Raw genomic sequence first — 26,116 nt, forward strand, 5'->3', positions numbered from 1 at the left:
GGCAAGGACGCTGCCATTCCCTGCGAAACGCGCCTTGATTCGCGCCAGCACAGTGGCTCTGAGCGTTACCTTATTAACCGCATGGCCCACTAGTCCAGCCGGACTACTGTACGGCCGCGGATCTGGCCCTTCAGGATCGACTCGCCGTAGTCCGGCAGGTCTTCCAGGCCGATCTCGCTGGTGATGGCGTCGAGATCGGCCCCGGGGAGCAGCGCCGCCAGGCGCTCCCAGGTGCCCCGCCGCCGCTCGGCGGGGCACAGGACCGAGTCGATCCCCAGCAGGTTGATGCCGCGCAGCAGGAACGGCAGGACCGTGGTCTGGAGCTGCGCGCCGCCGGCCAGGCCACAGGCGGCCACCGAACGTCCGTACGCCATCCCGGCCAGTACATGGGCCAGCATGTCGCCGCCGACCGTGTCCACACAGCTGGCCCAGCGTTCGCCCAGCAGCGGCTTGGCCGGCGCGTCGGCCAGCGCCTCGCGAGCCACGATGGTGCTGGCGCCCAGTTGGTGCAGGTAGTTGGCGTTCTCCGGGCGTCCGGTTACGGCGGTGACCGTGTAGCCCAGGCGTGCCAGGAGCCGCACGGCGATGCTGCCCACGCCGCCGGAGGCACCGGTGACCAGTACCTCGCCGGTGTTCGGCTGCAATCCGTGGTCTTCCAGGGCCTGCACCGCCAGCATGGCGGTAAAGCCGGCAGTGCCCGCGGCCATCGCCTGGCGCGCGCTGTATCCGGACGGCTGAGCGATCAGCCAGTCGCCGCGGACGCATGCGCGCTGGGCGTAACCGCCCCAGTGGGCCTCGCCGACACGGTAGCCGGTCAGCACGACGGGATCGCCCGGGCGGTAGCGCGGGTCCGCCGATTCGAGCACGGTCCCGGCCAGGTCGATGCCCGGCACGTGGGGATAATCCCGCACCAGGTTGCCCCGCCCCTGCAGGATCATGCCGTCCTTGTAGTTGAGTCCCGAATAGTGAACCTGGAGCAGGACTTCGCCCGCGGGCAGGTCGTCGAGGGTGAGTGTCCGGATCGTGGCCACCGGGCCGTCGGGCTGCTGTTCCAGGAGCAGGGCCTTGAAGGGTTTGGTCATGCGAATCAGCGTCTCGTCAGGGAATGCAACGGCAGCCTAACAAACGCCCGGCTTTTCTGACGCGAAGGCCGGGGAATGTTGCTAACCTCATTGGGATGGGCGAACGGGATTGCGCATGTTCGCCGGGCGGCGTTGCGCCACGCGCCGATTGTTTCCCGTTGCGAGGATCATCATGGCGGCAGACCCTTCCGGGTGTTTCCATTCACAGATCATTGAATACGCCCCGGTCTGGGTGAATACCCTGGATCCCGAGGGGCGGGTGACGCTGTGGAATCGGGCGGCGGAACGGATCACTGGCTATAGCCGCGAGGAAGTCGTGGGGCACGCGAGTATCTGGGAATGGCTTTTCCCCGACTCGGACTATCGCGCGGCGGTCTACGCCGAGGGGAAGGCCATCATTCACGACGGCCGCGAGATCGCGGGTCTGGAGTCCACCATCCGCACCCGCAGTGGCGAACAGCGCACGCTGTCCTGGTATGCCCAGCGGTTTTTCGATGCCGAGGGCACGCTGCTTGGGGCCAGCGTGATGGGCGAGGACATCACCGAGCGCAAGCAACTGGAACTCAGGGCACAGCACCAGTACCGGTTGCAGGAGGTGGTGTCGGCGATCTCCGCGCAGTTTGCGGACCTGTCGGCGGACGCGGTGGACGCGGCCGTTGTGCAGGCCCTGCAACGTCTGGGCGAGTTCTTCCGGATGGGGCGAGCCTACGTGATCTGTTTTCGCCCGGACCATGAGACGATGGACCTGGTGAGCGAGTGGTGCGCGCCCGGGGTCACCCCCTTCCTCGACGAGATGCAAGGGATACCCATGGAGGCGCATGGTTGGGTGACCCGCCAGATTCGGCAGGGACACCCGGTGCACGTCCCCGATGTGGGCGCCCTCCCCGAGGCTGCGGTGGTGGAGCAGGCCGAGTTCCGGCGCCAGGATATCGAGTCCCTGTTGCTCATCCCGTTGATCAGTGATCAGAAGGCCTTCGGGCTTTTGGGCCTTGATTCGGTGGCCCGGCACTACGAGTGGAGCTCCGAACAGATCGCCGTGCTGCAGGTGGTAGCCGATATCATCGCCGGCACCTTCGCGCGCAAGGAGGTGGAGGCGGAGCTGGCACGCCAGGCGCGGGTAGATGGCCTGACCGGCCTCGCCAACCGGCGCGAATTCGATGCCGTGCTTGAGCGCGAGTGCGGTTCGCGGCGCGAGGTGAACCTTGCGCTGTTGATGATCGATATTGACCACTTCAAGCCGTACAACGACCGCTTTGGCCACCAGCGTGGGGATGACTGCCTGCGCCAGGTCGCTGAGGTATTGCGCGCCGCGGCACACCGGCCCACTGATCTGGTGGCGCGTTATGGCGGCGAGGAGTTTGCCTGCATCCTGCCGGACACCACGCTGGAGGGTGCGCGGGCGGTCGCCGAGCGGGTGCGCCGCAAGGTCGAGTCGTTGCAGCTGGGCCACCCGGATAATGTGACGGATGCGGTGACGGTCAGTCTCGGGGTATCCGCGGTCGACGGGGGGCGATCCGTGGCGCCGGAGGATCTTCTGGGGGAGGCGGACCGGCAGCTTTACCGCGCCAAGCGCGAGGGACGCAACCGGGTCTGCGCGGCGGGGCTCTGATTACCCCCGCCGGGGTTATTCTGCGCCGGCGGCGCGCGTCGGGCGTTCGCGCGGATCGGCGGAGCGGGCGTCTTCGCGCTCAAGCAGGGTGACGACCGGGACCGACTCGCTGTCTTCGCTCACCAGCTGATCGCCTTCCATCCACGGTGGCGGCAGCTGCGGACGCATGTCCTGGACCTGGGCGAAATTCGGGAACTCCACCTTGGAGAACAGTTCCGCGGCGGATTCCTGCGCCTGCGGGTTTTGCAGGGTCAGCACGAAGCCGGTGGCCAGCACCAGCAGGGAAAACTGGAAGCGCTGATCGCTGTAGGTGGAACGTGAACGCAGCAGGTCGAGCATTGGATGGTCTCTCGGGAGTCTTGCCTGCATAGACAGTACGCCCGGACGAGGGTTTCCATCAAGCAGGCCCGGTGCGGAGCGGGGTTTTGAGTTGCCACCGACCCGGGTCGTGTAGGGGCAGCCGGGGGCGTGTTGCTTCAGGAGGCGCGACGGCAGACCAGAAAGACCTCTTCGACGCCGTCGGTGGCGACCATGCCGGGGGTCAATTCGAGGGGCTTTTGCAGGCGCAGTCCCAGGGGCATCAGGAAGCGGTTGTAGACCTTCATCGCGACCGGCCGATGACGTTGCAGGAACCACATGCCGAGGTCATTGAGGCGCGAGGATTTGGGCTTCATGCCGAAGATCGCGCTTTGCTCGATTCGCAGGTGGTGGCGTTCCAGCAGTTGCATCAGCTTGGCCGGTTCATAGCGTCTGTAGTGGCCGACGATGTCGTCGAACGGCGTCCAGTACTCCGGGTGTAGCGGGGTGGAGAGCAGTACCCGCGCCCCGGGCGCCGCCACCCGCGAGAGCTCGGCCAGGGCCGCCTCGTCGTCTTCCACGTGCTCGACGATATCCAGTGCGCACACCAGATCGAAGCTCTGGTCGGCATAGGGCAGGGCGGAGATGGGGGCGGTGTGGGTGATGCCGCCCGCGCTTTCCAGTGCGGCCAGGGCCGGTGGGCTGATATCGACAAAGTGGGTGCCGGCGATCGGCAGGCGCGGGCGCATGCCGGGCCCTACTTCGAGCCGGCGGGTATGCGATTCGGCCAGGCTGGATACCAGGCCCCAGGTGTTGAAGCGCTCCGGGTGCACCAGACGCGTGTCCGCCCACAAGCCATCGTAGAAGCGCTGGTTGACGTCGCCGATGTCCGAATGTTGCTGCGGGGCAGTATCGTGGGTCACGCGGTGGCCGGGCTTGAATGGTGCGCAACAGTGTAACCAACCTGACGGGTGGTCACAGGCTGGCTGGGTAGACTCCGGGAAGCCGTTCTCGGTTTGACGGGCGGGTCAGCGCCATCCGCGGTGTCATTCGTCGGTCTCAATGCGCCGTGAGTGGCGGCGCTGAATCCGGTGGCGCAGCGCGGCCCCCAGTAACAACAGCATCGCCAGCACGAACAGGGGCAGGAGGGTTTGCGGTTGCAGGGCCTTGCCGCTCGCAAGGGCGTCGGTGGTCCCGTGGATGGCGGTGGCGTACACGCTCCACTTGACGGCGAGCCCGAGCACGGCTGCCAGCAGGAAACGGCCAAGTGGAAGGCCCAGCGCGCCGGCGGCGTAGTTCACCATCGAATGGGGAAAGCCGGGGAGCACCCGCAGCGCGATCTGCGTGGCGAGGCCACTGTGGCGGTGCAGGAAATCGGCCAGCCAGGCGTCTTCGCGGCGTTCTTGATCGGTATGGCGCGCCAGGCGGGCGGACACGCGGTACGCACCCCAGGCACCACTGACGCTACCTGCGAGGAGCAGACCGATTGCTAACAGGGGCGGATGGAACGGGGCGATCAACCAGAGGATGAGCGTGCCGGGCAGAGCAAAGGTCAGCATCAGGGCCATCAGGAGCACCAGCCCTGCCGTGGCCCAGGGGCCGCCCGCGACGGCATCGCCCCAGGCCAGCAGGCGGACCGGATCGCCGACCCACAGCGCGATGCCGATGCCCAGTGCGATCAGTAGCACCAGCAGGCCGCGCCCGATGTTGGCGCGGGAACACCCGTTGGGTCGGGGGCGGGGGTGCGTCATGGAGCGGGGCCTCCGGGGAGCGTCCGGCGTGATGCGGTCAGAGTAGCGGATGCGCAATCACAAGGTTCGGTGGGCAGGTCGCATCGGTGCCGCGGATCGGTACACTCGGCTCAGGCACCCGGGGAGGAGACGCGCATTGAGCAAGAAGCTGGAGAATCAGACGGCACACAAGATCCTGCGCGGGCTCAAGTCGCACTATCCGGTGTTCTACCTTCTCGGCTGGGACGAAGACCGCATGGAGAGGCTGCTGCGTTCGGTCGCACGCTCATTCTACGGCGAAGACGGCCACCTGGAGGTCTGGTCGGCGAGTCACGGGTTTGGCGAGCACGACGACCCGAATGCACCGACGACGGACCCGGTAGCGGCAGTGGCGCGGGTGGCGGCCGGCGAGACGGATGCCCCGCGCATGGTCCTGCTGAAGGATCTGCCCATGTGGTTCGATGACAACCCGGCGCTGGTGCGCGGAGTGCGCGACCTGTACTACCAGCTGAAGAAGGGACGCAACGTGGTGTTCCTCAGCTGCCCGTTGCTGAAGCTGCCGGAGATCCTGAAAAAGGAGGTCTTCCTGGTCGAGGTGGAGCTGCCATCCGAGGCCGAGGTGCTGGAGCAGCTCGAACACACCCGCGGCGCCGAGGCGGTCCCGCGCGAGCAGTTGTTCCGGGTGGCGGCGGGAATGCGCGGCCTGTCGCTCAACGAGGTCGGGCATCTGAGTGCGCGGCTGTTCCGCGGCAAGCCGATGGCCGAGGCCGACATGCTGGCCGAGATCCAGGAGGAGAAGGGCCAGATCCTGCGCAAGGAGAGCTGCCTCGAGTTCTATCCACCACAGCGCTCGCTGGAGGATATCGGCGGTCTGGATAATCTGAAGGAATGGGTGCGCACACGCGCCGACCTGTTCACCGAGAAGGCCTGGAATGACAACGTCCCGCTGCCGGCCGGGGTGCTGTTCATGGGGGTGAGCGGCTGCGGCAAGAGCATGGCCGCCAAGGCGATCGCTACCGCCTGGAACCTGCCGCTGGTACGGCTGGACATGAGCCTGGTGCTGTCCGGCAGTTTCGGTACCCCGGAATACGCCTTTGCCCGGGCCACCCGGATCGCCGAGGAGATCGCGCCGATGGTGCTGTGGGTGGACGAGCTGGAGAACGCCTTCGGTTTCGACAGTCACGCTGCGGGCAGCGCTGGCAATGTAAACATCTTCTCCAGCTTTCTCACCTGGCTGCAGGAGAAGTCGCCCCGGGTGTTCGTGGCGGCGACCGCGAACCGCATCCAGCAGCTCCCGGCCGAGCTGATGCGCAAGGGGCGCTTTGACCAGCTGTTCTTCCTCGACCTGCCGAGCGTGGAGGAGCGCAAGGAAATCCTGCGCATTCACGTCCAGCGTCACGGCGGTAACCTGGAGGACTTCAACCTGAACTACATGGCGGCCAGCACCGAGGACTGGAGCGGGGCCGAGATCGAGCAGGCGGTGAAGTCGGCGCGGATCGACGCCTACCAGGAGGGGCGGGTGTTCAACCAGCGCGACGTGATCCGCAATGTCATCAACACGGTACCGCTGTCGCGGACCATGGTAGAGCAGATCCGCGAGATCAAGAGCTGGGTCTTCCAGCGCGCGATCAATGCGTCGAAGCCGGAGCCGAAGGGCGCCGCGTCCGGTCCGCCGAAGCCGCCCGGCTGACCGCCCGGCCTGGCTTTCCGGGCGCCGGAGCGGTGGGCCCCGGGTGGCCTATACTCCGGTCTGGGGGACGCCAGAGCCGGCACGGGTCCCGGTCCCCCACGGGTTCGGATACGGGTCGCCGGTGGAGGAATGCTCATGTGGCGCAATGTTTCTTTCGCGATGGTCCTGGCGGCGGTCCTGGGTCTCGGCGGCTGTGCGACCTATCAGGGGTCGCAGGAACAGGCCGGGATGGTGATCGGCGGCGTGCTGGGGGGCGTGCTTGGCTCGCAGGTCGGCTCCGGGCGTGGCCGGACCGCGGCGATCATCGCCGGCACCCTCGCGGGCGCGGCGATCGGTGGCTCGGTGGGCCAGTCCATGGACGAGGTCGACCGGTTGAAGACGGCCCAGACCCTGGAGAGTGTGCGGACGGGTGTGCCCTCGCGGTGGGTTAACCCCGACAGCGGCAACCAGTACACCGTGGTGCCGACGCGGACCTACGAGACCACCGCCGGCCCGTGTCGCGAATACACCATCGACGCGGTGATCGGAGGCCAGACCGAGCAGGTGTACGGGACCGCCTGTCGGCAGCCGGACGGCAGCTGGCGTATTCAGGGCTGAGTGGCGGGCCTGGTCCGCGTCTCAGACAGACGGTTCCGGGGTCGGTTGCCCCGGCCCGGGCGAGTCGTCGGCGGTACGGGTGTCCCGGAAGTCGGATTCGGCTCCAGCATCCAGGGTGCGCGAGACGACGCAGTCACGCCCCTCGCTCTTCGCCTGGTAGACGGCCTGGTCGGCGACCCGGAAGAGGTCGTTCATGTCGATCTCGCGACCGCAGGGACGACTGGTCACGCCGAAGCTGGCGGTAATGGTCAGTCCGGCGGGCTTGAGTTCGCGCAGTTGCTGGCGCAGCTCCTCGGCACGGGTATGGGCATCAAACAGGTCGCACTCGGGCAGGACCAACAGGAATTCCTCGCCGCCGAAGCGCAGGGCGACATCGACCTCGCGCCCGGTAGTGCGCAGTAGTTCGCCGATGCCAACCAGGACCTCGTCGCCCACCAGATGGCCGTGGCTGTCGTTGATCTGCTTGAAATGGTCGATATCCAGCAGGATCAGGCTGAGGGCCATGTCCTTCTGGTTGGCTTCGGTGAAGAAGCGTGCAGCGCATTCGGCCAGGACATTGCGATTGCGCAGGCCGGTGAGGGGATCGATCATCGCCATGTCGTAAAGTTTCTGGCGCTGGCTCTGGACTTCCTCGAGCAGGCGCTTGTTCGCCAGGAGGTTGCCGATGCGGGCGCGGACCTCGTCTTCCAGCACCGGCTTGGTCACGAAGTCGTTGACCCCCAGGCGGAAGAGCTCGGCGCGTCGGTTTGGGTCGTCGAGGCCGGACATCGCGACGATCGGCAGGCTGGTCTTGTCGGGGAAGCGGTGGCGCAGGCGGCTGACCAACCCCATGCCGCTGATGTCGCCCTCGACCAGGATATCGCTCAGGACCAGATCCCAGGTGCCCTCGTCGAAGGCATTCAGGGCGGCGGAGGCGCTGCGAAAGTGCGCTACTTCCAGGCCCATGCCCTCGAGGATGCGAGTCATCACCCGGGCGACGGTGGGGCTGTCCTCGACATACAGCACATGCCCCTCGTGGGCGTGTTCCACCGGCCGGCCGTAGCGTGCGGCCTGGTGGAACAGGTCACGGATGTTGGTCTTGTCGTGGAGATCGGTGGCGCCGGCCTCGAAGGCCGCGCGGCGTATGTCGTGGTCCTGCTTGGTGGTCAGCAGGATCAGTGGCAGATCATGGCCGGCGGGTTTGGCGCGTGCCTGGCGGCAGAACTCGATCCCGCTCATGTCGGGCAGGGTAATGGAGGCGCAGACCAGCTCGAGGTCGTTTTCCTCGATGCGGGCGAGGCCCTCCGCACCACTTGCGGCCATGATCGGCTTGTGGCCGGCGGCCAGGACCATGCGGCTCCATAGCGCCCGGAACACACGGGAGTGGTCGACGACCAGGATCTTCATGGCCGGCCGTCCATTGGGCGGTCTCGCCGGGGCGCGGTCGTGACCGGCGGTCGGAGGGTGTCTGCCGTCATGCTGGGCCCTGACTCCATTCAGTGATCCGCAGGCAAATCCGGATAATGCGCGTCTTCGCGCCGGGCTTCAAACGGGCCGTCAAGGCGCGCTGGACAGGGCGTACGGGCACGGGAACAATGCGGTCATCTGGCGTGCGACAAAACACTACAGCCAGGGGAAAGGAGTCCGGCATGAGCTACATGCAGCGAATGGGGAGTCTGCTGCGGTTCGGCAAGGCCGGCGAGCGGCGTACAAAGGCACGCCAGGAGGCCGCTCGCGGGCTGCGGGTGCTGGTGGTGGATGATTCGCGCACGGTGGTCGCGCTGCTCACCAGCATGCTCAAGCAGAACGAGCTGGAGCCGATTGGCGTCGGCGATGCCGAGGAGGCGCTGGCTTTGGCGCGCGAGAATCCACCGGACCTGATCTTCCTGGATATCCTCCTGCCCGGGATGACCGGGTTTGCCATGCTGCGTCAACTGCGCCGGGACCCCGCCACCGCGAAGGTGCCGGTGATCATGATCAGCGGCAACGAGGACGCGGTCGAGCAGTTCTTCCTCGATCGCATCGGCTCCGACGACTTCATGAAGAAACCCTTCGGCCGCGGAGAGGTGTTCACCCGCATCGAGCGCCTGGTGGCAAAGGGGCGTCTTCCGGCCCGTCCGACGCGCTTCTCCGGGTAGGAATCCCGCACTCGCGTTTCAGGCGGCGTGCCGGGCCCGCCAGTCGCCGATCTCGTCATGCAGGCGCTGTTTTGCGCTGGCCTCCAGGAACGCGGCGTCGACGGCGTTGCGTGCCAGTTTTTCCAGGTCATCCAGGTCCAGCTGCAGGGCCGCGGCCGTGGCGCGGAAGTTTTCCCCCACGTAGCCGCCGAAATAGGCCGGGTCATCCGAGCTGATGGTGACGCATAGCCCCGCGTCCATCAGGCGCTTCAGGTTGTGTTGTTCCAGGCGCTCGAACACGCACAGCTTGATGTTGGACAGCGGGCAGACGGTCAGCGGGATCTGCTCCCGCGCCAGGCGCTGCATCAGGTCGGGGTCCTTCTCGGCCTGGACGCCGTGGTCGATGCGCGCGACCTTGAGCAGGTCCAGTGCCTGCCAGATGTAGTCCGGTGGCCCCTCCTCGCCGGCGTGCGCGACGGCGGGGAATCCCTCGGCCCGCGCGCGCTCGAACACGGCCTGGAATTTCTCCGGCGGGTTGCCCAGCTCCGCCGAGTCCAGCCCGACTGCGTGGATGTGCTCGCGCCAGGGCAGGGCGGTCTCCAGGGTCTCCATCGCGGCCTCGGCGCTCAGGTGGCGCAGGAAGCAGAGAATCAAGCGGCTGGTGATGCCGAGTTCCCGTTCGCCGTCGGCCAGCGCGCGGTGGATGCCGTCGATGACCGTCGCAAAGGGCACGCCGCGTTCGGTGTGGGTCTGCGGGTCGAAGAAGATCTCGGTGTGGCGGACGTGGTCGTCCCGGCAGCGTTCGAGGTACGCCCAGGTCAGGTCGTAGAAATCCTGCTCGGTCAGCAGGACGCAGGCGCCGGCGTAGTAGATATCCAGGAAGGATTGCAGGTCGTGAAACTGGTAGGCGGCCCGAACCTCCTCGACCGAGGCATACGGGAGATCGACATCGTTGCGCTCGGCCAGGGCGAACATCAGCTCGGGTTCCAGGGAGCCCTCGATGTGCAGGTGCAGCTCGACCTTGGGGAGCGTGGCGATGGCGTCTTGCATGGCGGGATCCTGCGGTGTCGGGGAGGAAAGTGCGCAGAGGCTAGAACTGCCTGGGGCGCCCGACAAGTAACCGGGGTCACCCGAGGGGCGAGAGCAGTTCCTGGAAGAACCGCGCCAGCAGGCCGGGTTCCAGCCACAGCATGAAAGCGATGCCCCAGGCGCCGCCCCACAGGTGGGCGCTGTGGTTGATGTTGTCGCGGTTCTGGCGCTGGGCATAGAGCGAATAGCCGACATAGAGCGCCGCAAACACGATGGCCGGGACCGGGATAAAGAACACGAACAACAGCGACCACGGCTGCAACAGGATGTAGGCGAACAGCACCGCGGAGACTGCGCCGGAAGCGCCCAGGGAGCGGTAGCCCGGGTCACGCAGATGGCGCAGGTGGCTTGGCAGGCTGGCGAGGACGATGGCGGCCAGATAGAACAGCACGAAGCCGCCCATGCCGATCGCCGGCACCAGCACGCGCTCCATGGCCATGCCGAAGAAAAACAGCGTGATCATGTTGAACGCGAGATGGGTGCCATCGGCATGGATGAAGCCGTGGGTCACCAGGCGCCAGTATTCGCCGCGCTGCACCGACGGTGGATGATGGATCATCGCCTGCAACCAGCGCGGGTTCTGCCATGCGAGCAGGGAGACCGCGACCGTGGCAACGATCAGGTACAGCGTCACACTCGGTTCAAAGTTCACCGGTAACTTCCAACGATCCGTAGCGCCAGGCCTGCAGGCCGTCGGGCCAGCCGCCTGGCGCCAGCCCGGCCTTGTGGAGCAGGGCATCGAGGAAGGTCTCGGGATCGGGCAGTTGTTCCCAGACCGCAGGGAGGAAGGTGGCGCGGCGCGCTCCGGCCTGGAGGACCAGGCCGTCCCGGCCCGGTTGTAGCTGATCCAGCAGGCCCTTGCGGTGCGCGGCCTCCATGGGTCGCGACGCGGTCAGCAGCGTGACCGAGTAGGCGAGACCGGCCAGTTCCGACGTGCGCAGCGGCGGAAAGCGCGGGTCATTGAGCGCCGCCGCGCGGGCGTTGTGCAGGACGTCCGCGGCCAGAGGACGGTGGGCCTCCAGCGTGCCGATGCAGCCGCGCAGGGCATCGCCTTGCTTCAGGGTGACGAAGCTGGCGCCGGGGTCGGGTAGCGGGTCGGGCTCCTGTTCCAGTGCAATGGGGCGGGCGGGGGCCTGGTGCGCGGCCCGCCGGATGGCATCCGCGGCCAGTTCCAGCAGGCGCTCGCGCGCCGGCGCGGGCAGGTCGATGGCGTGCGTCATTGCAGCATCCAGGCACCGTAGCCGACCACCTGGTCGCGCGGGCCGGCGGTGTCGCCGGAGTTGCGCTGATCCAGTGTGGTGATGCTGAGACCGCGCTGCCGCGCGAGCCGCAACAAGCCCGCCAGCGGCCGGCAGCCGCAGGCCTGTTCCGGCCCCAGCGCGTGTTCGTCCAGCTGTTCGATGGCACGGGTGGTGGCCGTGTCCAGGCGGCACGCGGTGGCATAGTCGTGGAAGTGGGAGAGATCCGAACTCACGACGATCAGGGTCTCCGGGCCGCCCCACAGCCGTTCCAGCACGCTCGCGACCTGCTCGGACGAGGCATCCCCGACCACCAGCGGGACGAGTTCGAATGTCCCCAGTGCCACCTGCAGGAACGGCAGGTGGGCCTCCAGGCTGTGTTCCGGTCCGTGGGCGATGTCCAGTGGCTGGACGCCGGGCAGGTCCGCGATGGCTTCCAGGGCTTCGTGGTCCACGGGGATGTCTCCCAGCGGGCTGCGGTAGGCCGTTGCGGTAGTGGTCGCGATGCCGCGGAAGGGCACGCGATGCGATGGACCCAAGAGGATGACGCGCCGGATCTTCCCCGCCAAGGGGCGGGTGTGCGCATAGACCGAGGCTGCCACTGGGCCGGAGTACGGGTAGCCGGCATGCGGCGCGATCAGGGCCTTGGGCGGCGCCGCGTCCGCTACGAGCGGGACCGCATCGAGCAAGCGGGTTACCGTGGCGCGCAGCTCCCCGGGCTCGGCCGGGTAGAACTGGCCCGCGATGGCGGGCTCGCGGATGCGGGGCTGTGCCGTCATTGAGGGGCTCCATCAAGCATTATGTTGTTGAATATTGGGGTTGTGCCCTCATATTCAAGACCATGAATCACGGTCTGGACTGGATATGAACGACATCCCCGAACACGACGCATTCACCGTCGCCACGCGCTATTGGCATGCCCTGGAGGAGGGCCGCGTACAGTGCGATCTGTGCCCGCGCTACTGCAAGCTGAAGCCCGGACAGCGCGGCGCATGCTTTGTGCGCGCCAATCTCGACGACGCCGTGGTGCTGACCAGCTATGGGCGTTCCTCCGGGTACTGCGTGGATCCGATCGAGAAGAAGCCGCTCAATCACTTCCTCCCGGGCAGTCCGGTGCTGTCGTTCGGCACGGCCGGCTGCAACCTGGCCTGCAAGTTCTGCCAGAACTGGGACATCAGCAAGTCGCGCGAGATTGACACGCTGGCCGATCGCGCCGATCCCGAGACCATTGCACGTGCGGCCGAGGCGCTGGACTGTCGCGCGGTGGCCTTTACCTACAACGACCCGGTGATCTTCCACGAGTACGCCATCGACGTGGCGGCGGCCTGCCGCGCGCGGGATATCCGCACGGTGGCCGTGACGGCCGGTTACATCACCGAGCAGGCGCGCGGCGAATTCTTTGCCGCGATGGATGCGGCGAACGTGGACCTGAAGGCATTTACCGAGCGCTTCTATCACAAGCTGACCGGGGCCCATCTGCAGCCGGTACTCGACACTCTGGAATGGCTGGTGCACGAGACCGATACCTGGGTCGAGATCACCACGCTGCTGATCCCGGGAGAGAACGACAGCGATGTGGAGATCACCGCCATGGCGCAATGGGTCCGGGAGCATCTGGGGCCGGATGTGCCGCTGCACTTCACCGCCTTCCATCCGGATTTCAAGATGACCGAACACCCGCGCACGCCGATCGAGACGCTGCAGCGGGCGCGTCGCATCGCTCGCGAGCAGGGTCTGCATCACGTGTACACCGGCAATGTGCATGACACGGAGGGCCAGAGCACCTGGTGCGCGGGCTGCGGGCAATGCGTGATTGGCCGCGACGGGTACGAACTCTCGGACTGGAACCTGACCGCCGATGGCTGTTGCAACGCCTGCGGGGTGTCGCTGCCCGGGGTCTTCGAGGCGCGCCCCGGCAACTGGGGCGCCCGGCGTCAGCCGGTGCGGCTAGCCGATTTTCGGGGGGCTGATTCGCAGGGCTTGAAAAGGCCCTCTCCGCGACCTAGTTAACTTGGTAGACAGGATGTGCAACGGAGGTGATTACCATGGACCTGCAAAAGCTCAAGCCGTGGAACTGGTTCAAGCGCGAGGAGACCGCGAGTCCGGAGGTCGTGCCGGCTCGGCGCGAGGGCGCCGACCCCTTGCTGCGCATGCACCGCGAGATGGACCGGATGTTCGAGGACTTCTTCGGCTCGGCCCTCGGCAGGGGTGGGGGTGATGTCGCCGCCTCGCTGCTGCTCAAGCCCCGTGTGGATATCGCCGAGAGTCGGAAGGCCTACCGGATTAGCGTCGAGGTACCGGGGATCGAGGAGGACGCGGTCGATCTGGCGGTGGACGGCGACGACCTGATCATCTCTGGTGAGAAGCGCTAGGGAAACACTGTTTCATGCACACGCTCGCGTTGGCACCCCAGGTTTTCCGAGACAAGGCGCGTCGTGCAACAGGTAGTGGTTCTACCTGTAAGCGGCGCAACGCAGGATCGGGGAACCTGGGGTGCCAACCCCGAAGGGGCTCGGCCGCCCGTTGTTGATCAAAAACGGGCGCGCGCACAGCGTTGCGGTTCCCTTGTGCAGAATGACTGCACGGCAGTCACCGCGCCTTGTTCGCACGCAAAAGCGACTCGAGCGCGAGCGTGTACATGAATCATGTGTTTCCCTAGGAGACCGAGGAAGATGACGCGGGCTATCATCGTGTGGAGCGGGCCTACGGACAGTTTCGCCGTATCCTCAGCCTGCCCGGGGACGCCGATATCGATGCCATCCAGGCGCGGTTCAAGAACGGTGTTCTGAAGATCGACATCCCCCGGCGCAAGGATGACGCCCGGCCGGGCGTGCACCGGATCGAGATCGGTTCCTGAGAGGGGCATCACACGGCGGCCTGCCGTGCGGTGAATGATCGCCGGGACCGCCCCGACGACAAGGATGTGAGACCAGCGAATGACACGACGGATCGTGATCTGTGCGGACGGAACCTGGAATCGCCCGGAGGAGGACGTCGAGTCGGACGTGCCGACCAATGTCCTGCGCCTGGCGCGGGCCATTGCGCCCGCCGATGCCATGGGCGAACCGCAGCAGGTCTACTACGACTGGGGCGTGGGGGCGTACTACGCAAAGATCTCGGGTGGCGTGACCGGGCGTGGCATCCACAAGAACATCCAGGATGCCTATCGCTACATCGTGCAGAACTACGCCCCCGGCAGCGAGATATTCCTGTTCGGTTTCAGCCGCGGGGCGTACACCGTTCGCAGCCTGTGCGGCTTGATCAACAACTGCGGGGTCCTGAAGCGCCCCGACGCACGGTTGATCGAGCAGGCCTTTCGGCACTACAAGAACACCGGCGCCAGCCATGCGCCCGAGGGCGAAGCCTCGCGTACCTTTCGCGCGAAACATGCACATCCCTCGCGGGAGATTCGCTTTGTTGGCGTCTGGGATACGGTCGGCGCGTTGGGAATCCCATTCTCTCTGCTGGGAATGTTCGATCGTACGGACGAGTTCTACGACACCAAGCTGGGGCCCAACGTGCGCATCGCCCGCCATGCCATGGCGATCGACGAGACACGAGCCGACTTTGAGCCCACCCTGTGGGATCCGCGCCCGGGGCTGGATCTGAAGCAGCTGTGGTTCAGTGGCGTGCATGCCGACGTGGGCGGCGGCTACGCCCCGGATGCCGAGGGGCGTCTCGCGTCAGAGGCCCCGCTGGCGTGGATGATCGAGCAAGCCCGGATGGCCGGGCTGCAAGTGGAGGGGTATCTGCCGGATAACCTGCGCCCCGACCCGCTGGCGTCGCTGCACCGCTCGCGGCGGCACATCTATCGCCTGCGACGGCGCTATCGGCGTCCGTTGTACCTGTCGGGTCACCCGACCGAGGTGCATCCGAGTGCCCTGGAACGCTACCGGAAGGATGTCGACTACCAGCCCGGGAACCTGCGCGCGTTTCTGGACGAATGGGGCTGGCCGGACGCCGACTGAATTCCCGCGGACGGAGTAAACGCTCGCGTTGGGAGGCCGGGTCTCCGTTATCCTGTAGGAATAGCAGACGGAGATTCCCTCAATGCAGCCATTTCCCTCGAAGAACGTGTTTGGCGGGGCCCTGGAGCCCTGCAGTCGCGGACCGGTCACCGGGTTTTATCGCGACGGCCGTTGTGCCACCGGCTACGACGACCAGGGCATGCATACCGTGTGCGCCGAGCTCACCCGCGAGTTTCTCGATTTCTCCCTGGCACGGGGGAATGATCTGATCACGCCGGTTCCGGAATTCGGCTTCCCCGGCCTGGAGGCCGGGGATCGCTGGTGCCTGTGCGCTGCGCGCTGGCTGGAGGCCTACCGGGCGGGGGCGGCGCCCGGGGTCTTCCTGCGTGCGACGCACGAGGAGACCTTGGCGGTGATCCCGCTGGACATCCTCAAGGAACACGCGCGCGACCCAGCTGATTGAGATGGAGGCCCTCCTCGGAGGGTCGGTGGGGGCCGGGGTGGGCCCCGTTGAATACAGGGAGAAGACGGATGGATCCGTACATGGTGGGGCTGACAATCGTTCGGGTCGATAACGTGGGCATGGGGAATCGGGGGGTGGCCGATGGTTGACCGCATGGCCGTGCCCGAGATCGAACGCTTCCGGATCACGCGGACGTTGGGTACGAGTGCCCGCGACGGGCTTTATGTCGCGCACGATCCGCTGCTGGATCGGCAGGTCGCGATTCGAACGCTGACCAACGTCGCGGCAGACGCTTCGACCCGCCAGGCATTGCTTGAAGACGCCCGCCGGTTAAGCCGCTTTCGACACCCGAACATCGCTCCAATCTTCGAGGCGGGGGACTACGCCGAGGGCGTCTACCTGGTGTTCGAGTACGTCGAGGGCGAGACCCTGGAGCAGATCCTGGCGCGCGGACCCTTGCCGATCGATCGCGCCCTGGCCCTGATGCGCGAGCTGCTGGATGCGGCGGCGGCGGCGCACGAGCAGGGCATCCTGCACGGGGCCCTGCAGCCGGCGAACGTGACCGTGAACCCCGAGGGACATGCGCGGATCACCGGGCTGGGCATGGCGCTGCCCGACGTGGCCGCGCGCGGCGAGAGCCACCTGCCGGATACACCCTACTATCTGGCGCCGGAACGGCTGGCGAACGAGGCCGCGACCGAAGGGTCTGACGTGTTCTCCCTGGGGGCCTTGTTCTTCGAGATGCTGACGGGCGAGCGCGCGTTTGCCGGTGATAGCCCCGCGGCGATCCGGCAGGCGATGCAGGCGGGGGCGCTGGAGCCACCCTCCGGTCGCACCGGCAATGGCGACGAACGCTTCGACGCCCTGGTACTCCGGGCCACCCGCCCGGATCCCGCCGAGCGTTTCGCATCGGCCCGCGAGTTTCGCGAGGCGCTGGTGGTGGCCGTCGAGGGCGAAGGCCAGACGGGCGACGGGTCGCAGGACTTCATCCTGCGGCGGATCCGGCGCAAGCCTGATTTCCCCGGCATCTCCAGCCACATCCGCGAGATTACCCAGTGTTCCGACGACACCATGAAGCGCTCGGTGGCCGAGCTGTCGAATGCCGTGCTGAAGGACTACGCCACCACGCAGAAGCTGCTTCGGCTGGCGAACTCCCCCTTTTACAGCAACTTTGGCGGCAATATCCGCACCGTTTCGCGCGCGATCGTGCTGCTCGGCTTCGAACAGGTGCGCACGGCGGCGCTCGGGCTGGTGCTGTTCGAGAACCTCAAGGGCGGACGTCATTCCGGACGCCTGATGGAGGCGCTGGTCGGCACCCTGTTCAGCGCGATGCTGGCGCGTGATCTGGCGGAGCAGGTCGGCGGGGTGGAGAGCGAGCGGGCGTTCGTCTGCGCGCTGTTCCACGATATCGGTCGCATGCTGGTGTTGTACTACCTGCCGGAGGAGGCGGACGAAATCCGCATTCGTGTGGGTCAGGGTACGAGCGAGGGCAGTGCCGCCCGTCAGGTCCTGGGGATCTCCTACGAGGCCCTGGCGCGCAGCGTGCTGGAGGACTGGAACTTCCCGCGCGAGATCGTTACATCGGTGGAGCGGGCACCCTCGGGCATGCTGCCGGCAGCGCGGGATGCCGACCAGCGCCTGCATCGCATCGTCACCCTGGCGTCGGAGATGGGGCAATGCATTACCCAGGCGGATCGCGACCAGCAGGGCGCTCTGCTCACCGATCTGCGCAGGCGCTACGAACGTGCCCTGGGCGTGGATGCCCGCGGCATGCAGCGGGCCATCAAGTCCGGGCGCGAGCATATGGATCATTTCCTGACGGTGGTCAAGCTGCCGCCGGAGGGCCGCGAGCCGTTGAACCGGCTGAAGGCGAACCTGGGTGTGCAGATCGATGACAGCGACGCGGCGGATATCGAAGCCGCGGAGGGGAGCGGCGAAGCGGCGGCAGCCGCAACCGCCGATCCCGCCGCCCAGGCCGCGGCACTGATGGAGACCCTCACCGACATGCTGGACAGCATGGTGGGCGAATTCGAGCTGAACACATTGATGCAGACAACGCTCGAGACCCTGTACCAGACACTCGGTCTGCGTCGGGTAATGCTGATGCTCGCCGATCGCGAGCATCGGGTGCTGGTGGCGCATACCGCCTTCGGAAAGGATGCCGAGACGCTGTCCGGGCGGCTGCGACTCGCGCTCTCGGGCAAGGGCGACATCCTGTCGCTGGCCCTGGAACAGAAGAAGGACCTGGTCATCACCGACAGCCACGAGGCCTCGATCAGTCGTTATATCCCCGACGAGTTCCGCCAGGCCCTGGATGCGCGCAGTTTTCTGCTGCTGCCGCTGGCGGTGCGCGATCGTTGTATCGGGCTGCTGTATCTGGAATTGCCGGCCGGCGCAGCCGTGGAACCGACGGTCCTGCGGGCCCTGAAGGCCGTTCGCAATCAGATGGCTCTGGCCATTCGGCAGGCGCGCGATTGACGCCGCCCCCACCCGCGGACGCGCGCGGGTGGGGGCGGTCTGCACAGTGTCGATCGCTCCCCCTCAGTCCGCCGGATGCCGGCTTTTGCGAACGACTAACGGATTCTGCACTCAATCGCTGTTGCCTCTCGATAAGTGGCGCTAAGGTGGAGATGATGCAAAGCTGGTCGAACATTATGGCGGCCAGATGCGACAGTTGGACAACAGTGGTATGCCCTGGGGACTGTTACAACAGGAGATCCCGGTTTCCGATCTGCAGGTTGGTATGTACGTCAGCCGGCTCGATCGTCCGTGGCTGGAGACGCCCTATCTGGTCGAGGGGGTGCGGATTCGCTCGCAGGACGATATCGACGAGCTCGCTCGCCATTGTGTGCATGTGTTCGTTGATCTGGAGAAGAGCGCGCCGGCGGCGCTGAGCCGGCTGTCATCGGCCGCGACGTCCGCGCGGACTGCCGTGACGGCCTCGAGCCCGGCCGAGGCCGCCCAGTTCCGCGGCATGACGGTTTATCGCGATCACTGCTCGGTGGAGCAGGAGCTCCCGGCGGCAAAGGAGGCTCAGGCGATTGCCGGGCGTGTGCTGGAGCAGATCCGAGCCGGCATGGAGCGCAATCCCGGGATACGTCTGGCGGCGGCCCGCGAGGCGTCCGAGGCGTTGCGCGAGAGTGTGGAGCGCAACCCCGACGCCCTGCTGCTGCTGGCCAGGCTTAGCCACTCGGACGATGTGCTGTACGGCCACTCGCTCAATGTCGCGATCCACCTTCTGGCACTGGGCCGGCACATGGGGCTGGATCGAGCCGAGTTGTCGATCCTCGGGCTGGGTGGCCTGCTGATGGATATCGGCAAGATGCAAATGTCGCGGGCGCTCCTGGGGCGCCGCACGCGGCTGTCCCCGGATCAGCGGCGTGAGATTCAGCGCCATGTGGAATATGGCGAGGCGATCCTGCAGCGCTCCCACGGGATCCCGGAGGGCGTGCGCGACATTGTCGCCCAGCACCACGAACGCGAGGACGGGCGTGGCTACCCACGGGGTCTGGTGGCCAACCAGATCAATGCCTATGCGCGCATGGCGGCTATCGTGGATTCCTACGAGGAGATGCTGACGGAGGGCGGCCTGGCCGGGACCCCGTTCGAGGCCCTGAAGGAATTGCGGGAGAACGCACGCTGGGGGCTGAATTCGGCGCTGGTGGATCAGTTCACCCACTGCGTGGGGCTGTTTCCCGTGGGCAGCCTGGTGGAGCTGGACAACGGCGAGGTCGCGATCGTGCTGAGTCACCGCCGCACGCAGCGCTTCATGCCCCGGGTGATGCGCATCCTCGATCCGTCCCATATGCCGTATCCCGACCCGTGGGAGCTGGATCTTGGGTCGTCTGCACCGGATTCCGAGGGGGCGCGGCGGCAGATCCTGCGCGACCTTCCGGCGGGTGCCTACGGGGTCGATCCGGCGCGCTATTATCTTTGAGCAGATGCGTATTCCGTATTGGGGACCGCATCTACTGATTTCGCCGCATGGGCGTAGCCGCCGGACTTCTGTCGATGTCGAAGCTGTTTGAATATCACGATTTTCTCCGTGCCCTGGACGGGATTTCCCCGTGCCCGCAGGAGGCCGGGGCGCAAGCAGCCGTGACCGTCATCGAACTGGAGGGGCTAAGGGACGTGGACGCGGCCCTGGGGTACGCCGCGGGAGACGAACTGATCCGGAACGCGGGTCAGGCGCTGGCCCGCGCCCTGGCGGACGGCCTGGTCGGTATCACCGGACGCCATCAGATCACCTGTGCGCAGCCGGCCGTGGCCGGGAGTGGGTTCGCCGAACTGGCGGCCCACAAGATGTTGCGGGTGTTGAGTGAACCGTTTGCCTGTGGTGAGCGGCAGGTGCTGCTTTGGCCGCGTGCCGGGCTGGCGCTGGCGGGCCCCCGGGTGGTGCGCCCGCAGGATTTGCTGGCTCATGCCTATGCCGCAGTTCGGCAGGCGCGACGGGCTCGGGCGCGCCTGCGCCTGTATGCCCCGGAGGCGGCGGTGACCATGCTGGAGGGCGTGGATCTGTGGTCCCAGCTGGGGCAGGCCATCGAGGAGGGAAGCCTGCACCTCGAGTATCAGCCACAGGTCGCGCTGGCATCGGGCTGCGTGCAATCGGTGGAAGCCCTGTTGCGCTGGGATCACCCGCAGTATGGCTCGATCCGTCCGGACACCATGGTGCGGGCGGCGGAGGGAACGGACCTGATGCCCCGGCTGACGCACTGGGTCTTCAACACGGCCCTGCGCCAGTGTGCCGAGTACCGCCAGGCCGGACTGGACGCGGGGGTCTCGGTGAACTTTTCTGCCGATGACCTGCAGGAACGGGAGGTGGTGGATCTGGTGGCGCAGTCACTGGAGGTCTGGCAGGTGCCGGCGGAGAGCGTCACGGTGGAGCTGACCGAAACGGCGGTGATGGAGAGTCACGACGCCGAGGCGCGTGCGGCCCTGCACGGGATGAAGGACCTGGGCTTGCGGGTGTCCATGGATGACTTCGGTATTGGCTATTCGTCGATGGAGCGGCTGCTGCGGATGCCGCTCGACGAGCTCAAGATCGACATGACCTTTGTCCACGAACTGGTGTCCAGCCGGCCGCACCAGCGCATCGTGGAATCCATGATCGGGCTCGGCCAGAAGATGGGCTTGAGCGTGGTGGCCGAGGGCGTGGAAGATCAGGAAACCCTCGACCGCCTGCGCGCTCTGGGCTGTGATCTGGTGCAGGGTTTTTATCTCGGCCGGCCGGCGCGCCTGGCGCAATTCATGGAACAGACGCGCGCGGGCCGTGACCCGGGCGCGGGCTGAACGCGCCCAACCCGTCCTCGTTGCGGCGCGCCAGCGCACCGATCCCGTAGTCCGGAAGCCTGTCGCGTGCTCCGGGAACAAACAATCGGTCACGTCGCCCCCCGCCTGTGGATGGTCATCCAGCAGTGGCAAGGCGGGGCTTGGCCGGCCCGTTCGTCGTGGGTGATCCCTGGGTGATCATGCGCCGCCCCTGCCGGCATCGCGTGAACGCAGGTACCAGTGGATGACGATCCAGTCGTACAGGGCATGGGTGACGACCACCACCAGCAGGTTGCCGGTCAGGTGATAGAGCACCCCGAGGTAGAGCCCGATGACGGTGGCGAACACGAAGTACAGGCGGCTGATCGAATGGGCGAGCCCAAACACGATCGCCGCGGCGACGATCGCCCACTCGGGTGACCAGCGTTCGGTCAGCCAGCCCTGCAGCACGCCGCGCACCAGGAGCTCCTCGCCCACGCCGGCGAGGATGGAGATCAGCAGCACGGCGCCAGGCAGGGCGTGACGAAAGAGCGGGTGCACGAAATCTCGGACCTGGTCGGCCAGTGCGCGGTAGGGCTCCCAGCCGCTGATCGCGAGCGCGCCGAGCAGCATCAGCATGGGTAACACGGCAAGGGTGCCCAGTGCGGCGGCCTCCAGGCTCCAGTCGATTCGCTCGTCGAGCGAGATGCCGGCCACCCGGGCCAGGATCAGGGCAAGCGGGATCAGCGCGGCCTGAAAGGCCAGTCCGGCCAGCAGCGGGTGTCGCGCGACCGTTTGACGGAAGCTCATGGGTGTTGGGCCGGGGCATGTGGACTCATCCGCGAGAGGATGCCCGATTCCGGGGGTGGTTGTCCCCAACGGAACGGCCCCGCGGCGCCGAGACCGGCGGGCGCGGGGGCCGGGTAGGAGGCTGGATGGCCTGTGGTGGCCATCCGACGGGGGCCGGCGTCAGGTCTTGGCTTCCTCGATGCGGATCAGGGCTAGTTCGTGGAACAGTCCCTTCATCAGGCTGACGCACATCAGCAGCAGCACGATGACGAATGGCAGGCCGGTGCTCACCGCCCCTGCCTGCAATGCATTGAGGGCCGCTGCACCGCCAACCGCGAGCAGGACCCCCGCAACCACGCCCTCGGTGGTGGCCCAGAACAGGCGTTGGGACTGCGGGGCATCGGTCTTGCCGCCTGAGGTGATGGAGTCGATCACCAGGGAGCCCGAGTCCGAGGAGGTGATGAAGAACACCAGCACCAGGGCGATCGCCAGGAACGAGGTGATGGCGGTGAACGGCAGGTGCTCCAGCATCTGGAACAGGGCCAGGGAGGAGTCGGAGATGCCGTCTGCCAGGGCCCCGATGCCGTCCCGCGCCTGGGTCAGCCCGGAACCCCCGAAGGCGCTCATCCAGACCACGGTGACCAGGGTCGGCACCAGCAGTACGGCGGTGACGAACTGGCGCACGGTGCGGCCGCGGGAGACGCGGGCGATGAACATGCCGACGAACGGCGACCAGGAGATCCACCAGGCCCAGAAGAAGATGGTCCAGGCATGGTAGAAGGTCTCGTCCTCGCGCCCAACCGGGTTGCTGAGCGGGATGAAGTACTGCACGTACCCGGTGACCGTGGTGCCGATGTTGGAGAGGAATGCGAGGACGCCTCCGGCGATCATCACGAACAGCAGCAACAGCGCGGCGAACAGCAGGTTGATGTTGCTGAGAAGCTTCACCCCGCCATGGATGCCGCGCATGATCGACAGCAGGGCGATGATGGTCACGCCGATGATGATGGCGACCTGGGTGTTCAGGCCGGAATCGATGCCGAACAGGAACTCCATGCCCGAGGCGGCCTGCTGTGCACCCAGACCGAGTGAGGTCGCCAGGCCGAACATGGTGGCGAGCACGGCAAGGGTGTCGATCACGTGGCCGATCGGGCCCCAGACGCGCTCACCGAGGAGGGGATAGAACGCCGAACGGATGGTCAGCGGCAGGCCCTTGTTATAGGTGAAGAACGCGAGTGCCAGGCCGACGACCGCGTAGATCGCCCAGGGGTGCAGGCCCCAGTGGTACATGGTGGCCCCCAGCGCGGCCTGCCGGGATTCTTCGGTCCCGCCTTCGATCCCCAGCGGTGTGCCGAACCATTCGGTGAAGTAGCCCACCGGTTCGGCGACGCTCCAGAACATCAGGCCGATGCCCATGCCCGCGGCGAACAGCATCGAGAACCAGGAAATGACCGAGAATTCCGGCTTGGCGTCCTGGCCGCCGATGCGGATGCGCCCGATGGGCAGGACGATCAGGGCCAGGCAGAACAGGACAAAGATGTTGCCGGCCGACAGGAACAGCCAGTCGAAGGTGCGGCCGATCCACTGACGTGTGTTGTCGAGGTGCTCGTTCGCCTGTTCCGGAAAGACCAGGGACAGGATGACGAATACGATAATCAACAGGGCGCTGGTGACGAAGACCGGATTGTGCAGGTCCAGCCCCAGCGGGTTGATGTTCTGCTCGCCGATCTCGTGCTCGGTGTCGTATTCGGCTTCCAGTTCCTTTTTCTGCTCTTCGAGATCGTGCGGATTCTCGTTCACCGCCTCCTCCTCGCTTCTTGTTTTTATCGGGTGCCTGCGTCAGCCTCGGCGCGCGGCGACCTCGTTGAGTAAAGACGGGCAATCGGCAAATTGCAAAGCCCTTTTGCAGATTGGTTGCACGGGCGTTATGGGGACACGGATCCGCGTCTCCCGGAGGCAGCAGGCGCACACAGGGCATGCTCGCAGTGGCCCCGCGGTCCAAGCACCGTTACCGTAGTAGCGACGATGAACCCATGTGCAGAGGGGAACCGAATGAAGGCCTTGTTGATTGATCCGGAGCAGCAGACGATCGAAGCCGTGGACGTCCAAGGGCGTGACGACATCGCCCGGCTGATCGGGTACGACACGCTCGAGTCCGACGAGATCGGGCCGGATGGTGATCGCCTGTTCTTCGACGAAGAGTGCTTCCTGCGCGGAACCACCGGGCGCTTTCAGATCGACAGCGTGATCCCGGTTTCCGGCAAGGGGCTGGTGGTTGGCAGTGACGACGATGGCGCGACCCTTAAGGACGTCACATCCGATCTGGAGTCCATCCGGGGCCGGATGAAGTATCTCTAGGGGAACACTGATTGATGTACACGCTCGCGTTGGCACCCCAGGTTCCCCGATCCTGCGTTGTGCCCCGAAGACATCAAAAACGGGCGGGTAGAACCACTACCCGCTGCACGACGCGCCTTGTCTCGGAAAAACTGGGGTGCCAACGCGAGCGTGTACATTAATCCGTGTTTCCCTAGGGCGGGCTCAACGCAGCTGACTGTCCTTGGAGGCCCGCCGGTTGTAGGGGCTGGTGGCGTGTTGTGCCGCGTCCTCCGCCTCCTGGCAGCCCACGCACAGGCGCACGCCCGGCAGGGCCTGGCGCCGGCCTTCGGGAATCGACGCCCCGCATTCCTCGCACTCTTTCAGACCTTCTCCGGTGGGAATCTGGCTGCGCACCCGTTGCAGGGCGTCCTCGGCCGTGTTGTCGATCTGCTCCTGCTCCGCACCGTCTTTTGCCCATCCGCCTGCCATCGCGAGGCCTCCGCCCGTGGTCAACAAGACTGAGACCGGCGCAACCTGGCCTGAAGTTCCCGTAGCGCCGCCTCCGAGCCGTATTGGCGAGGCGGGCTATCCGTGTCCGAACTCGCGGGCGACATAGTCGATGTCCTTGTCGCCACGACCGGAGAGGTTGGCCAGGATCGTCGTGCCGGGGTTCTCGCGGCCGTGCTTCATGGCCCAGGCGACGGCATGGGCGCTTTCCAGGGCCGGGATGATGCCCTCGGTGCGCGAGAGCTGGTAGAAGGCTTCCAGGGCCGCGTCGTCGTTGATCGCGTGGTAGGCGACGCGTTCGGTGGTCTTCAGGTAGGAGTGTTCCGGGCCGACGCCGGGGTAGTCCAGGCCGGAGGCGATGGAGTGGACCGGGGCCGGATTGCCTTCCTCGTCGGCCAGCAGCATGCACTTGAAGCCGTGGATCATGCCCGGCTTGCCGTAGGTCATGGTGGCGGAGTGCTCGCCGAGCTTGGTGCCGCGCCCCAGCGGCTCCACGCCGTTGAGTTGCACCTGAGAGTCCTCGATGAAGCCGGCAAACATGCCCATGGCGTTGGAGCCACCGCCGACGCAGGCGACCACGTGATCAGGGAACTCGCCGCCACTCATCTCCAGGTACTGCTCGCGGGCCTCGATGCCGACCACCGACTGGAAGTTGCGCACCATCAGCGGGAACGGGTGCGGCCCGACCACGGAACCGATCGCGAACAAGGCCTCGTCCGCCTGTGAGAGATAGGACTGGAAGGCGGAATCCACGGCCTCCTTCAGCGAGCGACCGCCGAAGGAGACGGGCACCACCTGGGCCCCCATCAGCTTCATGCGGGTCACGTTGGGTGCTTCCTTGGCGATGTCGATCTCGCCCATGTGGATCTCGCACTCCATGCCGAAGTAGGCGGCCGCGGTGGCCAGCGCGACACCATGCTGGCCGGCCCCGGTCTCGGCGATCAATTTCTTCTTGCCCATGTGCTTGGCCAGCAACGCCTCGCCCATGCAGTGGTTCAGCTTGTGTGCGCCGGAGTGGTTCAGGTCTTCGCGCTTGAGATAGATATGCGCGCCCACCGAGCGGCTCAGGTTATGGGCGTAGTACACCGGCGTCGGGCGCCCCTGATAGTGCTTGCGGATGTAGCGCAGTTCGTTCAGGAAATCGCCGGAGCGCGCCAGTGTCCGATAGGCGTGGTTAATCTCGGCGAAATGCGGTTCCAGCTCCGGCGGCAGGAAGGCGCCGCCGAATTCGCCGAAGTAGCCTTCCGGGTTGGGGAAATCCTTGAGATACGCCATGGGCAGTCTCGATGCCAGGTTGGTGGGCTGGGTGGAAAGGCCCGTTGGGTCGGATCGGGTTTCGTGACCCGGGGTGACCGGGCCGGGTCCATATCATCCGTTCCCCGAACCCGATTGCCA

Annotated in this window: 24 protein-coding genes and 2 pseudogenes; 13 read left to right on the top strand and 13 right to left on the bottom strand. The window is 66.3% G+C overall.

Annotated elements, in window-relative coordinates; translation table 11 throughout:
• Positions 1 to 89 precede the first annotated feature (89 nt).
• The gene (locus F816_RS0107290; protein WP_019594185.1) at positions 90 to 1,082 is read right to left on the bottom strand and encodes an MDR family oxidoreductase; all 993 of its coding nucleotides are present in this window, start codon (positions 1,080 to 1,082) and stop codon (positions 90 to 92) included.
• Positions 1,083 to 1,254: 172 nt separating this feature from the next.
• On the opposite strand from F816_RS0107290, the gene F816_RS0107295 reads away from it, so the two are divergent.
• On the top strand, positions 1,255 to 2,691 hold the full coding sequence (locus F816_RS0107295; RefSeq protein WP_019594186.1) for a diguanylate cyclase: 1,437 nt from the start codon (positions 1,255 to 1,257) through the stop codon (positions 2,689 to 2,691).
• Positions 2,692 to 2,706: 15 nt separating this feature from the next.
• Here the strand turns inward: F816_RS0107295 and F816_RS0107300 are convergent, their stop codons facing one another.
• The 3 genes from F816_RS0107300 to F816_RS0107310 all read right to left on the bottom strand — a co-directional run bounded on the left by F816_RS0107300 (position 2,707) and on the right by F816_RS0107310 (position 4,739).
• Positions 2,707 to 3,030 carry a hypothetical protein gene (locus tag F816_RS0107300; protein ID WP_018170090.1) on the bottom strand — a complete coding sequence of 108 codons (324 nt, stop codon included), beginning with the start codon at positions 3,028 to 3,030 and terminating at the stop codon, positions 2,707 to 2,709.
• A gap of 137 nt (positions 3,031 to 3,167) precedes the next feature.
• A complete protein-coding gene (locus F816_RS0107305; RefSeq protein ID WP_019594187.1) occupies positions 3,168 to 3,911 on the bottom strand; it encodes a class I SAM-dependent methyltransferase in 744 nt (247 codons plus the stop codon).
• Positions 3,912 to 4,034: 123 nt separating this feature from the next.
• Complete coding sequence (locus tag F816_RS0107310) at positions 4,035 to 4,739, bottom strand: TVP38/TMEM64 family protein (protein ID WP_019594188.1); 705 nt, start codon at positions 4,737 to 4,739, stop codon at positions 4,035 to 4,037.
• 136 nt (positions 4,740 to 4,875) lie between these two features.
• On the opposite strand from F816_RS0107310, the gene F816_RS0107315 reads away from it, so the two are divergent.
• On the top strand, positions 4,876 to 6,408 hold the full coding sequence (locus F816_RS0107315) for an AAA family ATPase (RefSeq protein ID WP_019594189.1): 1,533 nt from the start codon (positions 4,876 to 4,878) through the stop codon (positions 6,406 to 6,408).
• A 135-nt stretch (positions 6,409 to 6,543) separates the two neighbouring features.
• A complete protein-coding gene (locus tag F816_RS0107320; protein ID WP_019594190.1) occupies positions 6,544 to 7,005 on the top strand; it encodes a glycine zipper 2TM domain-containing protein in 462 nt (153 codons plus the stop codon).
• A gap of 21 nt (positions 7,006 to 7,026) precedes the next feature.
• Here F816_RS0107320 and F816_RS0107325 read toward each other — a convergent pair whose 3' ends face one another.
• Positions 7,027 to 8,391, bottom strand: a complete 1,365-nt coding sequence (locus F816_RS0107325) for a diguanylate cyclase (RefSeq protein ID WP_019594191.1) — start codon at positions 8,389 to 8,391, stop codon at positions 7,027 to 7,029.
• Between the two features lie 242 nt (positions 8,392 to 8,633).
• On the opposite strand from F816_RS0107325, the gene F816_RS0107330 reads away from it, so the two are divergent.
• Positions 8,634 to 9,122, top strand: coding sequence for a PleD family two-component system response regulator (locus F816_RS0107330; RefSeq protein WP_018144221.1), 489 nt, complete (start codon positions 8,634 to 8,636; stop codon positions 9,120 to 9,122).
• A gap of 18 nt (positions 9,123 to 9,140) precedes the next feature.
• Here F816_RS0107330 and F816_RS0107335 read toward each other — a convergent pair whose 3' ends face one another.
• The 4 genes from F816_RS0107335 to amrB all read right to left on the bottom strand — a co-directional run bounded on the left by F816_RS0107335 (position 9,141) and on the right by amrB (position 12,207).
• Positions 9,141 to 10,151 carry an adenosine deaminase gene (locus F816_RS0107335; protein ID WP_019594192.1) on the bottom strand — a complete coding sequence of 337 codons (1,011 nt, stop codon included), beginning with the start codon at positions 10,149 to 10,151 and terminating at the stop codon, positions 9,141 to 9,143.
• 76 nt (positions 10,152 to 10,227) lie between these two features.
• Positions 10,228 to 10,842, bottom strand: coding sequence for a rhomboid family intramembrane serine protease (locus F816_RS0107340; RefSeq protein ID WP_018175744.1), 615 nt, complete (start codon positions 10,840 to 10,842; stop codon positions 10,228 to 10,230).
• Positions 10,832 to 11,410, bottom strand: a complete 579-nt coding sequence (gene amrA, locus F816_RS0107345; protein WP_019594194.1) for an AmmeMemoRadiSam system protein A — start codon at positions 11,408 to 11,410, stop codon at positions 10,832 to 10,834. The genes F816_RS0107340 and amrA overlap by 11 nt, the downstream gene beginning before the upstream one ends.
• Positions 11,407 to 12,207, bottom strand: a complete 801-nt coding sequence (gene amrB / locus F816_RS0107350) for an AmmeMemoRadiSam system protein B (protein ID WP_019594195.1) — start codon at positions 12,205 to 12,207, stop codon at positions 11,407 to 11,409. The genes amrA and amrB overlap by 4 nt, the downstream gene beginning before the upstream one ends.
• An 85-nt stretch (positions 12,208 to 12,292) precedes the next feature.
• On the opposite strand from amrB, the gene amrS reads away from it, so the two are divergent.
• The 8 genes and pseudogenes from amrS to F816_RS0107390 all read left to right on the top strand — a co-directional run bounded on the left by amrS (position 12,293) and on the right by F816_RS0107390 (position 21,148).
• Positions 12,293 to 13,438, top strand: coding sequence for an AmmeMemoRadiSam system radical SAM enzyme (amrS, locus tag F816_RS0107355; protein ID WP_019594196.1), 1,146 nt, complete (start codon positions 12,293 to 12,295; stop codon positions 13,436 to 13,438).
• A 35-nt stretch (positions 13,439 to 13,473) separates the two neighbouring features.
• Positions 13,474 to 13,797 (top strand): annotated as a pseudogene (locus F816_RS14080) (Hsp20/alpha crystallin family protein); the annotation flags it as partial.
• 305 nt (positions 13,798 to 14,102) lie between these two features.
• Positions 14,103 to 14,285: pseudogene (locus F816_RS14085) on the top strand (Hsp20/alpha crystallin family protein); the annotation flags it as partial.
• A gap of 79 nt (positions 14,286 to 14,364) precedes the next feature.
• The gene (locus F816_RS0107370) at positions 14,365 to 15,396 is read left to right on the top strand and encodes a DUF2235 domain-containing protein (protein ID WP_019594199.1); all 1,032 of its coding nucleotides are present in this window, start codon (positions 14,365 to 14,367) and stop codon (positions 15,394 to 15,396) included.
• 82 nt (positions 15,397 to 15,478) lie between these two features.
• On the top strand, positions 15,479 to 15,859 hold the full coding sequence (locus F816_RS0107375; RefSeq protein WP_018144213.1) for a DUF2237 family protein: 381 nt from the start codon (positions 15,479 to 15,481) through the stop codon (positions 15,857 to 15,859).
• A 153-nt stretch (positions 15,860 to 16,012) separates the two neighbouring features.
• Positions 16,013 to 18,337 (top strand): HDOD domain-containing protein, encoded by a 2,325-nt coding sequence (locus F816_RS0107380; protein WP_026333189.1) that lies wholly within the window; start codon positions 16,013 to 16,015, stop codon positions 18,335 to 18,337.
• Between the two features lie 211 nt (positions 18,338 to 18,548).
• Entirely contained in the window at positions 18,549 to 19,796 is a 1,248-nt protein-coding gene (locus F816_RS0107385) for an HD domain-containing phosphohydrolase (protein ID WP_051080091.1), read from the top strand.
• 74 nt (positions 19,797 to 19,870) lie between these two features.
• Positions 19,871 to 21,148: an EAL domain-containing protein gene (locus F816_RS0107390; RefSeq protein WP_026333190.1), complete on the top strand. Its 1,278-nt coding sequence runs from the start codon at positions 19,871 to 19,873 to the stop codon at positions 21,146 to 21,148.
• A 177-nt stretch (positions 21,149 to 21,325) separates the two neighbouring features.
• On the opposite strand, the gene F816_RS0107395 is transcribed toward F816_RS0107390, so the two are convergent.
• Together F816_RS0107395 and F816_RS0107400 are read right to left on the bottom strand one after the other, a co-directional pair.
• A complete protein-coding gene (locus F816_RS0107395) occupies positions 21,326 to 21,916 on the bottom strand; it encodes a CPBP family intramembrane glutamic endopeptidase (RefSeq protein ID WP_019594203.1) in 591 nt (196 codons plus the stop codon).
• A 159-nt stretch (positions 21,917 to 22,075) separates the two neighbouring features.
• Positions 22,076 to 23,695 (bottom strand): BCCT family transporter, encoded by a 1,620-nt coding sequence (locus F816_RS0107400; protein WP_019594204.1) that lies wholly within the window; start codon positions 23,693 to 23,695, stop codon positions 22,076 to 22,078.
• Positions 23,696 to 23,947: 252 nt separating this feature from the next.
• Here F816_RS0107400 and F816_RS0107405 point away from each other — a divergent pair, with 252 nt between their 5' ends.
• Positions 23,948 to 24,253, top strand: coding sequence for a hypothetical protein (locus F816_RS0107405; RefSeq protein ID WP_019594205.1), 306 nt, complete (start codon positions 23,948 to 23,950; stop codon positions 24,251 to 24,253).
• A gap of 183 nt (positions 24,254 to 24,436) precedes the next feature.
• On the opposite strand, the gene F816_RS0107410 is transcribed toward F816_RS0107405, so the two are convergent.
• Entirely contained in the window at positions 24,437 to 24,703 is a 267-nt protein-coding gene (locus F816_RS0107410) for a DksA/TraR family C4-type zinc finger protein (RefSeq protein ID WP_019594206.1), read from the bottom strand.
• A gap of 96 nt (positions 24,704 to 24,799) precedes the next feature.
• Positions 24,800 to 25,996: a tryptophan synthase subunit beta gene (trpB, locus tag F816_RS0107415; RefSeq protein WP_019594207.1), complete on the bottom strand. Its 1,197-nt coding sequence runs from the start codon at positions 25,994 to 25,996 to the stop codon at positions 24,800 to 24,802.
• Positions 25,997 to 26,116 lie beyond the last annotated feature (120 nt).

This window comes from Thioalkalivibrio sp. ALM2T, from assembly GCF_000381505.1.
In the GTDB taxonomy this organism is placed as follows: Bacteria; Pseudomonadota; Gammaproteobacteria; order Ectothiorhodospirales; family Ectothiorhodospiraceae; genus Thioalkalivibrio; species Thioalkalivibrio versutus.

What these genes read in the sequence shown, in the direction of transcription:
- F816_RS0107375 (WP_018144213.1), top strand. Translation starts at nt 15,479, where the DNA reads ATGCAGCCATTTCCCTCGAAGAACGTGTTTGGCGGGGCCCTGGAGCCC.
- F816_RS0107380 (WP_026333189.1), top strand. Translation starts at nt 16,013, where the DNA reads ATGGCCGTGCCCGAGATCGAACGCTTCCGGATCACGCGGACGTTGGGT.
- amrS (WP_019594196.1), top strand. Translation starts at nt 12,293, where the DNA reads ATGAACGACATCCCCGAACACGACGCATTCACCGTCGCCACGCGCTAT.
- F816_RS0107410 (WP_019594206.1), bottom strand. Translation starts at nt 24,703, where the DNA reads ATGGCAGGCGGATGGGCAAAAGACGGTGCGGAGCAGGAGCAGATCGAC.
- F816_RS0107335 (WP_019594192.1), bottom strand. Translation starts at nt 10,151, where the DNA reads ATGCAAGACGCCATCGCCACGCTCCCCAAGGTCGAGCTGCACCTGCAC.
- F816_RS0107395 (WP_019594203.1), bottom strand. Translation starts at nt 21,916, where the DNA reads ATGAGCTTCCGTCAAACGGTCGCGCGACACCCGCTGCTGGCCGGACTG.
- trpB (WP_019594207.1), bottom strand. Translation starts at nt 25,996, where the DNA reads ATGGCGTATCTCAAGGATTTCCCCAACCCGGAAGGCTACTTCGGCGAA.
- F816_RS0107295 (WP_019594186.1), top strand. Translation starts at nt 1,255, where the DNA reads ATGGCGGCAGACCCTTCCGGGTGTTTCCATTCACAGATCATTGAATAC.
- amrA (WP_019594194.1), bottom strand. Translation starts at nt 11,410, where the DNA reads ATGACGCACGCCATCGACCTGCCCGCGCCGGCGCGCGAGCGCCTGCTG.
- F816_RS0107385 (WP_051080091.1), top strand. Translation starts at nt 18,549, where the DNA reads ATGCCCTGGGGACTGTTACAACAGGAGATCCCGGTTTCCGATCTGCAG.
- amrB (WP_019594195.1), bottom strand. Translation starts at nt 12,207, where the DNA reads ATGACGGCACAGCCCCGCATCCGCGAGCCCGCCATCGCGGGCCAGTTC.
- F816_RS0107300 (WP_018170090.1), bottom strand. Translation starts at nt 3,030, where the DNA reads ATGCTCGACCTGCTGCGTTCACGTTCCACCTACAGCGATCAGCGCTTC.
- F816_RS0107370 (WP_019594199.1), top strand. Translation starts at nt 14,365, where the DNA reads ATGACACGACGGATCGTGATCTGTGCGGACGGAACCTGGAATCGCCCG.
- F816_RS0107390 (WP_026333190.1), top strand. Translation starts at nt 19,871, where the DNA reads ATGTCGAAGCTGTTTGAATATCACGATTTTCTCCGTGCCCTGGACGGG.
- F816_RS0107310 (WP_019594188.1), bottom strand. Translation starts at nt 4,739, where the DNA reads ATGACGCACCCCCGCCCCCGACCCAACGGGTGTTCCCGCGCCAACATC.
- F816_RS0107325 (WP_019594191.1), bottom strand. Translation starts at nt 8,391, where the DNA reads ATGAAGATCCTGGTCGTCGACCACTCCCGTGTGTTCCGGGCGCTATGG.
- F816_RS0107405 (WP_019594205.1), top strand. Translation starts at nt 23,948, where the DNA reads ATGAAGGCCTTGTTGATTGATCCGGAGCAGCAGACGATCGAAGCCGTG.
- F816_RS0107330 (WP_018144221.1), top strand. Translation starts at nt 8,634, where the DNA reads ATGAGCTACATGCAGCGAATGGGGAGTCTGCTGCGGTTCGGCAAGGCC.
- F816_RS0107320 (WP_019594190.1), top strand. Translation starts at nt 6,544, where the DNA reads ATGTGGCGCAATGTTTCTTTCGCGATGGTCCTGGCGGCGGTCCTGGGT.
- F816_RS0107290 (WP_019594185.1), bottom strand. Translation starts at nt 1,082, where the DNA reads ATGACCAAACCCTTCAAGGCCCTGCTCCTGGAACAGCAGCCCGACGGC.